Consider the following 13,906-nt stretch of genomic DNA (forward strand, 5'->3'; position numbering starts at 1 on the left):
CACCGCCAGGCCAGGTCGCGGCCCGATGCTGCTCAGACCTGTTCGAGGCCCGAGTCGTGGCAGACCGCATCACAACTGGCCGCCCGCAGAGGCTCTTTCAAGCCCGGTGCCCGCACCTCGAGCACCACGACCGGGTAGTCCCGCACGTCGTTGCTGAGCGGTGGGACCGAGTCCAGCTTGTCCGCCGCACGGGACACAAGGCTCATCCGCACGGTGAAATGCAGCATCCCGCCGGCGGCGATCCGCCGCACGCCGCCCTTCGCCCGGGGCCCGTGCTCGACCCGTGGGGTCAGTTCACCGCGCGCGAAGAGCACCCCGGCGCCGTGCGGCGCGCAGACCGTCAGGTCGGCGCCGGACGGAGCGAAGGGCTCGTCGACGACGAGTGGGTGCGAACCCGCGTGCAGCGTGCCGTTGGCCGTGAAGTGGCCCTTGTCCCCGCCGTCCGGACCGTCGGAGGTCCAGCCGTGGCCGCCGACCGACAGCCAGGGTTCCTCGGGCGGCTCGGCCGCCGGATCGCGCATGCTGTCCGGCAGCTCGGGGTACTCCCGGCACACCCGGGGCACCGGCCCCGCGGGCACCTGTGCCGTGGACGCCCCGCGTGCCTCCCGCTCCCGGCTGACGTAGGCCGGCGAGAGCAGCACCGCGACAAGCACGGCGATCAGCGCCCACGAGCGCGGTCTCACACCCGCGCCCTGGCGCGCCGCGACACCACCGCCCGCAGGATCCGCCGCCCTTCGACGGCCAGCGCGTGCGCCTGCCGCAGCCCTCCGCCCGGACCCGCGAGCAGCTCCAGGACGCGTACCTGGCGGCGCAGTTCACCGGTGACCAGGGGTCCGGACCCGCCCTCCGGTCCGTCCGCGTGCGCCTGCCGGCCCGGGCCGCCGATGTCGTACAGCCGGTGCACCCGCAGTGCGGCCGTCGAGCAGGCGTCGGCCCAGGCCCGCAGCGGGGCTCCCGCCGGCTCTTCGGGCGCGGTCTCCAGCATGCGTACGACCAGACGCGTGGCCTCGTCGTCACCGGCCGCGGCCCCGGTCGATCCGGCGCGTACGAGCGCGAGTTCGGCACCCCAGCCCGCGCCCGACTCGACGGCGGCCCACAGCGGACGCAGCGCGTCGTCGGCGGCGCCGAGCAGCGGCAGACAGCAGTCGAGGCAGGCGAGCCCCGACACGGACAGACTCCGTTCGTCGGCCTGCGCGATCAGTTCCACCGGACTCATGGACGCCTCCACCTTGCGGACGGTGCACTTCCTCTTACTGCGCCCCGCCCGGCGGAAACGTCACGCTCCCACGCTCAGGACTCCGGAATCCCCAGCCGCTCGAGGAACCGGAAGAACAACAGCTCCGCGGAGGGATCGGCGGGTGCGTTCAGTACGGCCGTGAGATCGGCCGCCCGCACCGTGTGCCCCGCCTCCGCCGCCCAGGCGGCCGCCCGCTCCGCCGCGTCCTGCGCGGGCAGGAAGAGATCGTCGGGCTCCTTCCCGTCCGCGGCCAGGAACCCGGCCATCGCGTCGCGCGCGAGACACGCGTTCCACGCCCCGCTCTGCGGTGCGGCGGCCTCGACCGCCACACAGGAGCTGTCCATCACGAACCCGAACAGCGCGGGCGCCCCGGTCTCCCGGGCGAGCGCCGCCATCGACCCGATCTCGGGGACCGACGCCTCCCACACCTGCCAGCCGTCCGGCCGTTGCTCGTGCAGCGAGAGCCCCTCCCGTACGTCCTCGAACGCAGCGCACTCCGCAAGAGGCCGCTCCGCACGGCCGACGACGTAGTACCCCCAGAACCCCATGCCTTACTCCCCGCCCACGACGCCTTTGACGTGAATCCAACACATCTGCGAGGCAGTTCGCCACCGAAAGGCACAGATGGAAGGCACATCCGGAGCGGACGATCACGTTCAGCCGTCCGCGTTATGCCTTGAACATCCCCTTCTTCACGGTCGGTCACCCACACCTCCGCCGCCCTCACGCCCTTGCCTTCACCGCACCCCGGCGGGCAGTTCGATCGCGCCTGCGAAGGTGCCGCCGATCTCCTGGCGGACCTCCTGCGTATAGGTGATCTGCCGTCCCTGGTACGGCAGGACGAAGCTGAAGGCGATCCAGTGGGACTTCACTTGGTACGTCCTCGCGTCGAGGACGAGCTGTTCGTCGAGGTCGCGCAGGACGATGTCATCCGGTGCGGCGGCCACCCCCTGCTCCTTCAACTGGGCGAGGGTGGGGTCGAATTCGAGGCCGGCCTTGTCGAGGGCGGGGCTCTTCGCCCGGCCGGCCAGGGACTGCTGCCCGAACTCGACCTGCAGGCGGACCTCGTCGCCGCGCGTCACGACGCGGACCTCGTCCGCTTCCGGGTCCGCGGGGCTGCTGACGTACTCCTCGAAGGACGCGACCTGCGCCATCGGGTCCTCGACCTTGGCGGCGTTCTCCGGCTCGGTCACCGGCCCCTTCTCCCAGGCCTTCACGCCCTCGCGGAAGTGCCCCGTCCCGTCCACGACATAGCTCTGCACCCGCAGCTCGCCGCCCTCGCCGCCCTCACCGCTGGTGATGGTCCCGTCCGCCCGCAGCACCTGCGGTGCGCCGGTCCAGCGCCCTTCGGCCGTGTAGGAGGCCCTGTTCGGCTCATCGGAGCCGGACAGGGCGAGCGACTCCGTGCCGTTCACGGTGAAGGTCCAGCCCGGCTCGGCGGCCATGGCCTCGCGGGCCCGCGCAAGGAACTCCCCGGCGGTCTTCGGCACCTTGGGGGCCACGGAGCTGCCAGGCGCCCCGGACGCCTCGACCGCGGACCCGGCGGTCGCCCCCTCCTCCGCGCACCCGCTCACCCCACCACCGCCGACCACCACCACGGCGGCCACCGCCACCCATCCCCGACGTACGCGCGCCATGCCCCGTCCCCTCTCAGCCGTGATCAAGAGCGGGCCGGTTTATACAGGCCCACGGGCTGCGGGTACGAACGCGCGGACATTCCGGTCAGCGCGTGACGCCGGGCGCCCGGGACGGCCGGCGCCGTGGCCGACGGGCGGTGGCCGTTTTCCGATACGCCGGCCCTCAGTCACTTGCGCCGGCCCTCAGTCGATCCGCTCGCACAGCGCGTCGACCGAACCCGCCTGCATTTTCAGCGTCTTGTAGCCGCTCGCGCTGATGTCCAGGGTGTAGAGGCCGTCGACGATGTACAGGCCGCGCGGCAGGGTGCCGCCGTTCTCGGCGAAGCCGACGAGGACGGGGCCCGCGACCTTCCAGTGCTGGGAGCCGTCCGTGCCGTACGTGATCAGCGCGCTGCCGCTCGCGTCCGCGTCGTACGAGGTGCCGGTGCCGGTGTTGCTGACCCGTACGACCAGATCGCCTTTGTACGCCACGGTCCTGGCGGAGCCGTCCGGGTGGGTGGCGAGGACCCGCTCGACCACCTCGTCCACGACGGGTTCGCCGTGCACGGCGAAGTCGCAGCGGGCACCGGCAGGCGTGTCCCAGGGCGCGGAGGGCGCGGGGACCCAGCCGCCACCGGCGGTGAGGGCGAGCAGGGTGGCTGCGGCGAGATACATGAGGCCTCCGAGTGGCTCTCCGGGAACGGGACTTCAGCCTCGCGCCCGCCCCTGACCATTCGCTGACCACCGCTCAGGGCCTGTCTTGTGGCCCTAGGCTGCGCACCCATGGAGTTCCAGCTGCTCGGCACCTTCGAGGCGCGGCACGAGGGCCGCCCCGCCCTGCCGGGCGTACGCCGCCAGGAGCGGCTGCTCCTCGCGTTCCTGCTGCTCGACGCGGACCGCACCGTGCCGGTCGACCGGCTGGTCGAGCTGCTGTGGCAGGGGCGGCCGCCCGGTGCGGCGCGCGGCACGGTGCACACGTACATCGGGCGGCTGCGTGCGGCCCTCGGCCCGTACGCGCTGCGGCTGACCACGCACGACGACGGCTATCGCGTGGAGCGCGGTGAACACCGCGTCGACACCGCGGAATTCACCGCCCTCGTCCGCAGAGCCGCGCAGGCGGGCGACCCGGCGCACCGCGTCGAGCTGTACGACGAGGCCCTCGCCCTGTGGCGCGGCCCGCTCCTCGAGGGTCTGGCCGACGAGCCGCTGCGGGCCCGCCTGGGCGGTGTGCTCGCCGAGCAGCGCCTGACCGCCCTCGAACGGCGGGCCGAGGACCTGCTCGCCATGGGCAGGCACCACCGTGTGGTGGCCGATCTGCTCCCCGAGATACGCGGCCGACCGCCGCGCGAGCGCCTGGTCGTCGCCCAGATGACCGCCCTGCACCGCAGCGGCCGCCCCGCCGAGGCGCTCGACCTCTACCGGGACACGCGCACCGCCCTGGTCGACGAGCTGGGTCTCGAACCCGGCGCGGACCTGAGGGAGTTGCACCGCCGCATCCTGGCCGGCGACCCGCGCCTCGACCGGCCGCCGGGCCCGGTCTACGCCGTCCGCGTCCGCGATGTCTGGCTGCCCTGGAACACCAGCGGCCATCCCGCGCTGGAGTTCTGCAATACGTACGCGGGCTGGGGCAGCCCCTCGCTCCCCGGCGCCGACTGGCTCGCCCGCTACGCGTCGCTCGCCGTCTGGGCCGGCCATCTCGGTCTCGCCGACGACCGGACCGTCGACCGCCTCCTGGCGGAGGCTGACCGGAACCCGGGGCCCGCCGACGCGGTCCTCGCCGAGGCCCGCGCCCTGCGCGCCGCGCTGTACGCGTGCTGCACGGACCGCGAGGACGCCCATGCCTTCAAGACGGTCGCCGCGGCGGCCGAAGAGGCCGCCGCCAACGCCGAGTTCAGCCGTGGCCCCGACGGCCTCGGCCGCTGGACCGTCAGCCCGGCCACGGGCCTGCGCCTGCCCCTGCTCGCCGCGGCCCACAGCGCGGCCGGCCTTCTCGCGTCCCCGCGCGTCCACACCCTGCGCGTCTGCCCGGGCAAGGACTGCGGCTGGCTCTTCCTCGACGAGTCCGGCCGCCGCCGCTGGTGCAGCCTGGGGACTTGCGGGGCACAGCGGCCGGCGCCGTGAGACGGGTTACGGGGTAGGCGGGTTCGGATTACGGGGTAGGCGGGTTCGGGTTACAGGGCGGGCAGGTTCGGCACGAACGGCGGCGCGGGCGGACCCTGCAGTGCCTTCTCGGTCTGCATCGCCGTCAAGCGCCGTACGAAGAGGACCGCGGCGATCGCGGCCAGGGCACTGAGGACGTCGGCGAAGAGCATCGACCCGAGGGCCAGCTGGATCTTCTCCGGGGTCTCGGCGACGGCGAACTGGCGGGAGGCGAGCCAGCCCACGACCCAGTAGGCGGTGAACAGGCCCCACCATCCGTTCACCAGACCGGTCGCGCGGGCCGGGCCGCTCGTGCTGGCGTGCCAGATGTCCAGTGCGATCCGGCGCGGGAACCACCAGTTCACGACGGGGCAGAACCAGCCGCCGATCGTCCAGCCACGCGCCTTGCCGTGCCCATCGGGCGCGAACACCTCCGCGTTGACACGGACGCGCCAGAACCAGCACAGGAAGACCACGATGGTCGCGATCCGGAAGAGCGTCTGGAGGACGGCCGCGGCGGCGGCCAGAGCGTCGGCGCGGTCGGCGTCCGCCGTGGAGACGGCCTCCGGGTTGTCGATGAGCCGGCCCACGACACCGAGCTGGCCGATGCCCGCCGCCACCGCGAAGAGGTCGGCGGCGATCACGGCGCCGAAGAGAATCACGAGCGCCTTGGACAGGCCGACCGGCGACTTGAGGAAAGCCCCTGGATGCACAGGTACCTGCGCGGACGGCTGCGGATAGGCGGGCATGCCGGACATACGAAAACCCCCACGGGTCACAGAAGACAGATACGCGTGCCGTGCCGCCCTCTCCCCGGGGCGGCACGGCAAGCGGAATCTACGGCTCCGTAAGCCGCCTGTCCACTGGCCGAAGATCCAGCAAAACGCCCAGCTCAGCCCACCTTCTGGGCCAGTCCCACGAACTTCCCCCACGGCAGCGCAGGTTGCCGCGCGTCCCACACCCGCTGGGCCGTCGCCCGCAGCGGCATCCGGATGCCCGCCGCCACCTGGTCCTGGGTCTGGGCGCTCGCGAAGTCGCACCAGACCGCGAAGCGCGCGCCCAGGATCTGGTCGCCGTACGCGGCCGGGACCGGCTTGGAGCCGCGCACCACGAGCGGGTTCCACTCCTTGTAGATCCGCTCACCGGTCGGGTACTTGAACGTGTTGGGCTCGCCGAGCACGTAATAGAGGTACTCGTCGTTGAGGTTCACGAGCTTGCGCCCGGCCTTCAGATACTCGACCGGCTCGCGGGCGCGCAGCTCCTTGCCGGTCCAGTACTCGACCTCGAGGTCCTTGTCGGCCTGCACCACTCCGCCGCGGAACAGCCCGTCGTTCCAGACCTTCGGCTTCTTGCCCTCGCCCCGGATCACCTTCGCCCGGTCGTTCAGCCAGCCCGTGGTCAGATCCTGCACCTTCGCGTTCGGCCCGAACTTCGCGCGGGCCGCGGCGGCCAGCTGCGGATACGAGGCCTCGGGGTTCGCGACCATCAGCGCGCGGTACTCGTCCGCGCCCAGATGCCAGTACGTGCCGGGGAAGAGCCCCGCGTACTCGCGCAGGAGCTCGTCGACGATCTTCGCGGACCCCGGCTTCGAGATGTCGATCGCACCGCGCGACGGCACACCCCGCGCGTCCCGCAGCTGCAAGGAGGGGTGCGCCGCCATCACCGCGCCCAGGTGCCCCGGCGAGTCGATCTCCGGGATGACCTCGATATGCAGACTGCGCGCGAGCGCGATGATCCGCTTCACCTCGGACTTCTTCAGATGCTGCACGGAGACCACCTCGGGGTGCGAGGAGGACTCGATACGGAACGCCTGGTCGTCGGAGAAATGCAGACCCAGCTGGTTGTACTTGAGGTCCGCGAGCTCACGGACCCGGTCCTCGATCCAGCCGGCCGTGAAGTGCTTGCGCGCGATGTCGAGCATGAACCCGCGCTGCGGCTTCGCGGGCGCGTCCCGGATGACACCCTCCGGCGCGGTGCCGTCATGCCGCACGACCTGCTTGAGGGTGCGCGTGCCGTAGAAGACCCCCGGCTGGCCCGTCGCGGAGATACGGACCCGCTCGTCGCTGACGCTCATCGTGTACGCCTCGGGGTTCGCATCGCCCGCGACCAGCGCGAGTTCCACATCGCCCTTGCCGGGCTCGGCGCCCTCGGCGTACTCGAGTCCGAGTTCGTCCGCGATCAGCCGGCCCTCGTCGGCCAGCTCACCTGCGGACTCCTCGGGGACGATCACCTGCGCGCCCCGGTCGGGGTGCCAGCCGGGCCCGCGCGCCGCCTCGTGCTCGCGGACGGCGGGGATGGTCAGCGGCGCCTTCGACAGCGGGTAGGCCGGGGCGGACGAGGCCGGCGAGCGGTCGTCGGTGCGGTCGCTCACCGAAGGGGTGCCGCCGGTGGGGGTGCCGTCCGGCCACAGGGTCACGGTCAGTACGGCGGCGGCCCCGGCCACGAGCGAGGCGGCGGCCAGCAGGGGGCGCCGGCTCACCGTCGTACCTCCCGGGGAGCGCACAGGGGGGACAAAGATCGCGAAAGGGTCGGCATCACGTCAGAAACCTCCCACGCGCGAGGAACGGATCGCTCCGAATACGCCCCGACCGTCCACCTCTCGTTCCCAAACTCTCCCGTCCGGGTGAAATTCGCGCATCCGTCGTACAACTCCCATCAGCCCTCGATAGCGTTACGGCATCCCCGCAGCCCCCCTGCCGATGCCCACTGGCCGCATGGCCGCTTCCGAGGAGCGCACGCTGCCTTCGCCCAGTCCGTACCCCATCGCACCGCCTGCCCCGGCCATACCGAAACAAGCGCAGACGGGCGCCACCGGCACCATGCACGCGGGGCTCGACCACTTCAACACCGCACCGGCCGACGACGCCCGCGCGCTCCTTCTCGACTGCTGCGCGAGCGACCGCTGGGCGCAGCGCCTGGTCGAGCACCGGCCGTACCCGGACCTGGACGCGCTGCTCGCCGCGGCCGACGAGGCGAGTTACGACCTCACGCCCGCGGAGCTGCACGAGGCGCTCGCCGCCGAGCAGGACGAGTACCCCGCGCCCGGCGACACGCCGCAGTCCGCGCTCACCGCCCTGCGCGCCGCGCACGCCGCGTACGAGGCGAAATTCGGTCACGCCTTCCTGCTCAGCCTCGACGCGTTCCACGACGACGAGCATCTCGACCAGGTCCTCGCGAGTCTGCGCACGCGCCTGGCGCACGACCCGGACGAGGAGCGGATCGTCGCCGCCGAGCAGCTGCGCCGGCTCGCGCGCGAGCGGATCACGGATGCGCTGTACGTACTGACGTATGCGTAATTCTCCTGAATCCGACCCGCCTGATAGCCCGTACGTGCCTGTTTGATCACACCTATTGACCCCCTGCGGGCATACCGACATCTGGTCGATACGATGACGAGCGGCCGGTGGACCGTACCCGGCCGGGTCCGACCGACAGAGAAGCCGGCCGACCCCTATCCCCGCTCCCGGAGGGTTCTTCCGTGCCGGCTGGAACGCTGTACCGCGGCCGGGAAGGAATGTGGTCCTGGGTGGCTCATCGAGTCACCGGCGTCCTCATCTTCTTCTTCCTGTTCGTACACGTCCTCGACACCGCTCTCGTCCGCGTCTCCCCCGAGGCGTATGACGATGTCGTGGCCACCTACAAGACGCCGATCGTGGCGCTCCTGGAATACGGACTGGTCGCGGCCATCCTGTTCCACGCGCTCAACGGCCTGCGCATCGTCGCCGTCGACTTCTGGTCGAAGGGCCCGCGCTACCAGAAGCAGATGCTCTGGACCGTGATGGGCATCTGGATCGTGCTGATGGTGGGTGCCCTTTACCCGGTGCTCGGCCACGCCGTACGCGAAGTCTTCGGGAGCTGACGCCGATGTCTCTCAACAAGGAAGCCACCGACGCGAGCGCCATCGGCGATGTCGAAGGCGTGACGCTCTATGACGTGGACCACCCCGCGCCCGTCATCGAGGCCCCGCGCAAGCGCACCAAGAAGACGCCGAAGGCCACCCGCGGCAACTTCGAGATGTACGGCTGGCTGTTCATGCGCCTGTCCGGCATCGTCCTGGTCGTCCTGGTCCTCGGCCACCTGCTGATCCAGCTGGTGCTCGACGGCGGTGTGTCCAAGATCGGCTTCGCCTTCGTGGCCGGCCGCTGGGCCTCCCCGTTCTGGCAGGCGTGGGACCTGATCATGCTCTGGCTGGCGATGCTGCACGGCGCCAACGGCCTGCGCACGATCATCAACGACTACGCCGAGCGGGACAACACGCGCTTCTGGCTGAAGATGCTGCTCTACACCGCCACGGTGTTCACCGTCCTTCTGGGCACGCTGGTGATCTTCACCTTCGACCCGAACATCCGCTAGGCCCGGGGTAACGACCATGAAGATCCACAAGTACGACACCGTCATCGTCGGCGCCGGCGGCGCGGGCATGCGCGCGGCCATCGAGTCGACCAAGCGCTCCCGTACCGCGGTGCTCACGAAGCTCTACCCGACCCGCTCCCACACCGGTGCGGCGCAGGGCGGCATGGCCGCCGCGCTCGCCAACGTGGAGGAGGACAACTGGGAGTGGCACACCTTCGACACGATCAAGGGCGGCGACTACCTGGTCGACCAGGACGCCGCCGAGATCCTGGCGAAGGAGGCCATCGACGCGGTCCTCGACCTCGAGAAGATGGGCCTGCCGTTCGGCCGTACGCCCAAGGGCGAGATCGACCAGCGGCGTTTCGGCGGTCACTCCCGCAACCACGGCGAGGCCCCGGTCCGCCGCGCGTGCTACTCGGGCGACCGCACCGGCCACATGATCCTCCAGACGCTGTACCAGAACTGCATCAAGGAGGGCGTGGAGTTCTTCAACGAGTTCTACGTCCTCGACCAGCTCATCGTCGAGGAGGACGGCGTCAAGAAGAGCGCCGGCGTCGTCGCGTACGAGCTGGCCACCGGCGAGATCCACGTCTTCCAGGCGAAGGCCGTGATCTACGCGTCCGGCGGCACCGGCAAGTTCTTCAAGGTGACCTCCAACGCGCACACCCTGACCGGCGACGGCCAGGCGGCCTGCTACCGGCGCGGGATCCCGCTGGAGGACATGGAGTTCTTCCAGTTCCACCCGACCGGCATCTGGCGCATGGGCATCCTTCTCACGGAGGGCGCCCGCGGTGAGGGCGGCATCCTCCGCAACAAGGACGGCGAGCGCTTCATGGAGAAGTACGCGCCGGTCATGAAGGACCTCGCGTCCCGTGACGTCGTCTCGCGCTCCATCTACACCGAGATCCGTGAGGGCCGCGGCTGCGGCCCCGAGGGCGACCACGTCTACCTCGACCTCACGCACCTGCCGCCGGAGCAGCTGGACGCGAAGCTCCCGGACATCACCGAGTTCGCGCGTACGTACCTCGGTATCGAGCCCTACACGGACCCGATCCCGATCCAGCCCACCGCGCACTACGCGATGGGCGGCATCCCGACCAACGTCCAGGGTGAGGTCCTCGCGGACAACTCCACGGTCGTACCGGGTCTGTACGCCGCCGGTGAGGTCGCGTGCGTGTCGGTGCACGGCGCCAACCGCCTGGGCACCAACTCGCTGCTCGACATCAACGTCTTCGGCAAGCGCTCCGGCATCGCCGCCGCCGAGTACTCCGCCAAGGCCGACTACGTCGAGCTGCCGGAGAACCCGGCCGAGCTGGTCGTCGAGCAGGTCGAGCGGCTGCGGAACTCCACGGGCAACGAGCGCGTGGCGGACATCCGCAAGGAGCTGCAGGAGACGATGGACGCCAACGTGATGGTGTTCCGTACGGAGCAGACCATCAAGTCGGCCGTCGAGAAGATCGCCGAACTGCGCGCCCGCTACAAGAACGTGTCGATCCAGGACAAGGGCAAGCGGTTCAACACCGACCTCCTGGAGGCCATCGAGCTGGGCAACCTGCTCGACCTGGCCGAGGTCATGGCGGTCTCCGCGCTCGCGCGCAAGGAGTCCCGCGGCGGTCACTACCGCGAGGACTACCCCAACCGCGACGACGTCAACTTCATGCGCCACACCATGGCGTACCGCGAGGTCGGCGACGACGGCTCCGATTCCGTCCGCCTCGACTACAAGCCGGTCGTCACGACCCGCTACCAGCCGATGGAGCGTAAGTACTGATGGCAACTCCCGTACTGGACAAGGTCGAGGCCGACTCCGCCGCCTCGCCGTACATCACGGTCACCTTCCGCATCCGCCGCTTCAACCCGGAGATCTCGGACGAGGCGATCTGGGAGGACTTCCGGGTCGACATCGACCCGAAGGAGCGTGTGCTCGACGGTCTCCACAAGATCAAGTGGGACCTCGACGGCTCGCTGACCTTCCGCCGCTCGTGCGCGCACGGCATCTGCGGCTCGGACGCGATGCGGATCAACGGCAAGAACAGGCTCGCCTGCAAGACGCTGATCAAGGACATCAACCCCGAGAAGCCGATCACGGTCGAGCCCATCAAGGGCCTCACCGTGCTCAAGGACCTCGTGGTCGACATGGAGCCGTTCTTCCAGGCGTACCGCGATGTCATGCCGTTCCTCATCACCGAGGGCAACGAGCCGACCCGCGAGCGCCTGCAGTCCCCCGAGGACCGCGAGCGCTTCGACGACACCACCAAGTGCATCCTGTGCGCCGCGTGCACGTCGTCCTGCCCCGTGTTCTGGAACGACGGGCAGTACTTCGGCCCGGCCGCGATCGTCAACGCGCACCGCTTCATCTTCGACTCGCGCGACGAGGCCGGTGAGCAGCGCCTGGAGATCCTCAACGACCGTGACGGCGTGTGGCGTTGCCGCACCACGTTCAACTGCACGGACGCCTGCCCGCGTGGCATCGAGGTCACCAAGGCGATCCAGGAAGTGAAGCGCGCGCTGATCACGCGTCGCTTCTAGTTCCTTCGCCGTACGCAGTCGTGGGCCCCGTTTCCGCTGGAAACGGGGCCCATGTGCTTAATCTGACGGTATGTCACTCGACTTGCTCGGCTTCGACAACGTCCTCTTCCCCGTCGGCGACATCGCCGAGGCCGTGGACTTCTACGAACGGGCCGGTTTCCCGCTCGCCTTCCGCCTCGACGAGGCCGGGATCGCCGGGCTCAAGGTCGGCGAGGAGACGCCCGGGCTGCTGCTCCGCCAGGAGGACGGCCTCGCGCACCGCCCGGCCGGCGACTGGACGGCGCGGGTCTGGCTGGAGGTCCCGGACGCCCGCAAGGCCGCCGTGGAGCTGACCTCGGCGGGCCTCGTCCCCGATCCGCCGTTCTCGGTCTCGACGGGCTGGACGGTCGAACTGGCCGATCCCTGGGGGAACGTCGTGGGGTTCACGGACTACTCGAAGCGGCCGGGGCTCGGGCGGGTCTGAGCCGCCCTCAGGGGCGCAGGGCCTGGACGCTGACGGTCAGGGCCGTGCACACGGCGAAGACCATGCCCGAGGCCGGATCGTGCCGCAGCGTCCCCGCGCCCGGGCAGACCGTCCTGGCCGCCGGGAAGTCGCCTTGCACGACCAGCCGGGTCCCGGTCTGCCCCTCCGCGCGCTCCTGACGCAGGAGGTGCACACGGCCCAGGTTGGTCAGGACGAGGAAGTACGCGTCGTCGACCGTGCCGAACCGCGACTCCACCTCGACGATCGCCGCGGCCGATTCGTCCTTTCCCAGACGGTACAGAGCCCGCTCCTTCATATCGCCGTCCTCGATCAGCCAGATCCCGTCGGGTGCCGGCACGAGGAGCACGCCGTCCAGACCGGGCACGGCACCCTGGCGCCCGCTGGACACCGTGGGGACCGAGGTCCATCGCACGGGAAGGTCCCTGCCGTATACGAGACGGATCTCGCCCACCCACGTACGGCCCTCGCCGCAGGCGTCCGCCACGGTGACGATGCGGCGGTCCGAGAAGTCCACGGCCGTCGCCCGGTCCAGGTACTCGCAGCCGGGTGGCGGCGGAACCGTCAACTCGGGGCGGCTGCCGAACAGCTGCGGCGGTTCCGTCGGGTCCGAGGGCGACGCCCCGTGCAGGTCCAGCAGGCTGAGCTGCCCTTCGGTGGCGCAGTTGGCCATCAGCAGCGTGCCCTCGCCATGCGGGCTGCTGTGATCCACCAGATAACGGCAGTGCGAATCCCGGCCCGCCGCCTGCCCGGTGATCGAGGCGTCCGTACGGTCCACCGCGAGCACATCGCCCTGACGGCTGCCCAGATAGGCCAGTTCGGCCTCGGGAACGGTGACGAGGGGCGGCGATCCATCTCCGTACCCGGAGGCCGTGAGGAACCGCCAGCGGTCCGGCTGCCGCCCCCAGGGCAGACCGAGCTCCGGCAGCGCGGAACGGCCGCGGACCGAACCGTCATAGGAGTCGATGGCGGTGAGCCACCGCCCGTGGATCACCATGACCGCGCAGCCCTCGCTCACGGCCACCTGCCCCACGCCTTCGGGGTCGCGCACGATGAAGCGCCAACGCACCGCGCCGGTCGCGGCGTCGAGGCCGACGACCGCCGTACCCGGCCGCGCCGACTCCAGCGCGACCAGGGTGCCCCGGATACGCCCCGCCTCGCCCTGTTCCCCGTTGCCGCAGAGGCTCAGGCCCACCGGGCCGCCGAACTCGCGGAACCAGGTGGCCCGCAGCGTCTCCGGCAAATCGGCGCGGTCCTCGGCGGCACCGACGTCCCGCTTGTCGTCCGGCACTGTCACTGACTCCGTATGCGGCGGCTCCGGCCCGTACTCGGTACGCAACTCGTACGCGTACAGCAGCGCGCCCGAGCCGAACAGCCCACCCAGGCAAGCACCTACGAGCAGCAGCGCGCCGAGCAGGCGGACCCGGCGGCGCAACGCGCGGTCCCGCAGGGCGAGCCATGGGCGGGTGCGCCGGATCAGCGGTACGCACAGCAGGGCCGCCGCCGCACAGCACAGGGCGGCCGCGAGCGGCGCCGGGTCGCGGCCCGACC

Annotated in this window: 14 protein-coding genes and 1 pseudogene; 7 read left to right on the top strand and 8 right to left on the bottom strand. The window is 70.9% G+C overall.

Going from position 1 to position 13,906, the window contains the following annotated elements; all coding sequences use genetic code 11:
- Nucleotides 1-32: 32 nt before the first annotated feature.
- From ABT367_RS24410 to ABT367_RS24430, 5 genes are all read right to left on the bottom strand, one after another.
- Nucleotides 33-683: a hypothetical protein gene (locus tag ABT367_RS24410; protein WP_352255221.1), complete on the bottom strand. Its 651-nt coding sequence runs from the start codon at nt 681-683 to the stop codon at nt 33-35.
- Nucleotides 680-1,216 carry a hypothetical protein gene (locus ABT367_RS24415; protein ID WP_352255222.1) on the bottom strand — a complete coding sequence of 179 codons (537 nt, stop codon included), beginning with the start codon at nt 1,214-1,216 and terminating at the stop codon, nt 680-682. Before ABT367_RS24415 ends, ABT367_RS24410 begins: the two co-directional genes overlap by 4 nt.
- Nucleotides 1,217-1,290: 74 nt before the next feature.
- The gene (locus ABT367_RS24420) at nt 1,291-1,785 is read right to left on the bottom strand and encodes a hypothetical protein (RefSeq protein WP_352255223.1); all 495 of its coding nucleotides are present in this window, start codon (nt 1,783-1,785) and stop codon (nt 1,291-1,293) included.
- A 189-nt stretch (nt 1,786-1,974) separates the two neighbouring features.
- Nucleotides 1,975-2,874: a hypothetical protein gene (locus tag ABT367_RS24425; protein WP_352255224.1), complete on the bottom strand. Its 900-nt coding sequence runs from the start codon at nt 2,872-2,874 to the stop codon at nt 1,975-1,977.
- 183 nt (nt 2,875-3,057) lie between these two features.
- Nucleotides 3,058-3,528, bottom strand: coding sequence for a hypothetical protein (locus ABT367_RS24430; protein WP_352255225.1), 471 nt, complete (start codon nt 3,526-3,528; stop codon nt 3,058-3,060).
- A gap of 108 nt (nt 3,529-3,636) precedes the next feature.
- On the opposite strand from ABT367_RS24430, the gene ABT367_RS24435 reads away from it, so the two are divergent.
- Nucleotides 3,637-4,974: a BTAD domain-containing putative transcriptional regulator gene (locus ABT367_RS24435; RefSeq protein ID WP_352255226.1), complete on the top strand. Its 1,338-nt coding sequence runs from the start codon at nt 3,637-3,639 to the stop codon at nt 4,972-4,974.
- A gap of 50 nt (nt 4,975-5,024) precedes the next feature.
- Here ABT367_RS24435 and ABT367_RS24440 read toward each other — a convergent pair whose 3' ends face one another.
- Together ABT367_RS24440 and ABT367_RS24445 are read right to left on the bottom strand one after the other, a co-directional pair.
- Nucleotides 5,025-5,750 (bottom strand): DUF4328 domain-containing protein, encoded by a 726-nt coding sequence (locus ABT367_RS24440; RefSeq protein WP_352255227.1) that lies wholly within the window; start codon nt 5,748-5,750, stop codon nt 5,025-5,027.
- A gap of 134 nt (nt 5,751-5,884) precedes the next feature.
- Nucleotides 5,885-7,471 (bottom strand): beta-N-acetylhexosaminidase, encoded by a 1,587-nt coding sequence (locus ABT367_RS24445; RefSeq protein WP_352255228.1) that lies wholly within the window; start codon nt 7,469-7,471, stop codon nt 5,885-5,887.
- Between the two features lie 235 nt (nt 7,472-7,706).
- Here ABT367_RS24445 and ABT367_RS24450 point away from each other — a divergent pair, with 235 nt between their 5' ends.
- The 6 genes from ABT367_RS24450 (at nt 7,707) to ABT367_RS24475 (ending at nt 12,337) form a co-directional block, all read left to right on the top strand.
- Nucleotides 7,707-8,288: a 2-oxo-4-hydroxy-4-carboxy-5-ureidoimidazoline decarboxylase gene (locus tag ABT367_RS24450; protein WP_352255229.1), complete on the top strand. Its 582-nt coding sequence runs from the start codon at nt 7,707-7,709 to the stop codon at nt 8,286-8,288.
- 182 nt (nt 8,289-8,470) lie between these two features.
- Nucleotides 8,471-8,851 (top strand): succinate dehydrogenase, cytochrome b556 subunit, encoded by a 381-nt coding sequence (gene sdhC, locus ABT367_RS24455; RefSeq protein ID WP_165336103.1) that lies wholly within the window; start codon nt 8,471-8,473, stop codon nt 8,849-8,851.
- A 5-nt stretch (nt 8,852-8,856) separates the two neighbouring features.
- Nucleotides 8,857-9,345 (top strand): succinate dehydrogenase hydrophobic membrane anchor subunit, encoded by a 489-nt coding sequence (locus ABT367_RS24460; RefSeq protein ID WP_352255230.1) that lies wholly within the window; start codon nt 8,857-8,859, stop codon nt 9,343-9,345.
- A gap of 16 nt (nt 9,346-9,361) precedes the next feature.
- Complete coding sequence (sdhA, locus tag ABT367_RS24465) at nt 9,362-11,116, top strand: succinate dehydrogenase flavoprotein subunit (RefSeq protein ID WP_165336105.1); 1,755 nt, start codon at nt 9,362-9,364, stop codon at nt 11,114-11,116.
- A complete protein-coding gene (locus ABT367_RS24470; protein ID WP_352255231.1) occupies nt 11,116-11,874 on the top strand; it encodes a succinate dehydrogenase iron-sulfur subunit in 759 nt (252 codons plus the stop codon). Before sdhA ends, ABT367_RS24470 begins: the two co-directional genes overlap by 1 nt.
- Nucleotides 11,875-11,944: 70 nt before the next feature.
- Nucleotides 11,945-12,337: a VOC family protein gene (locus ABT367_RS24475; protein ID WP_165336107.1), complete on the top strand. Its 393-nt coding sequence runs from the start codon at nt 11,945-11,947 to the stop codon at nt 12,335-12,337.
- Between the two features lie 7 nt (nt 12,338-12,344).
- Here ABT367_RS24475 and ABT367_RS24480 read toward each other — a convergent pair.
- Nucleotides 12,345-13,906, bottom strand: a pseudogene (locus ABT367_RS24480) (hypothetical protein); the annotation flags it as partial.

The organism is Streptomyces mesophilus, assembly GCF_040300965.1.
GTDB classification, from domain to species: domain Bacteria; phylum Actinomycetota; class Actinomycetes; order Streptomycetales; family Streptomycetaceae; genus Streptomyces; species Streptomyces mesophilus_A.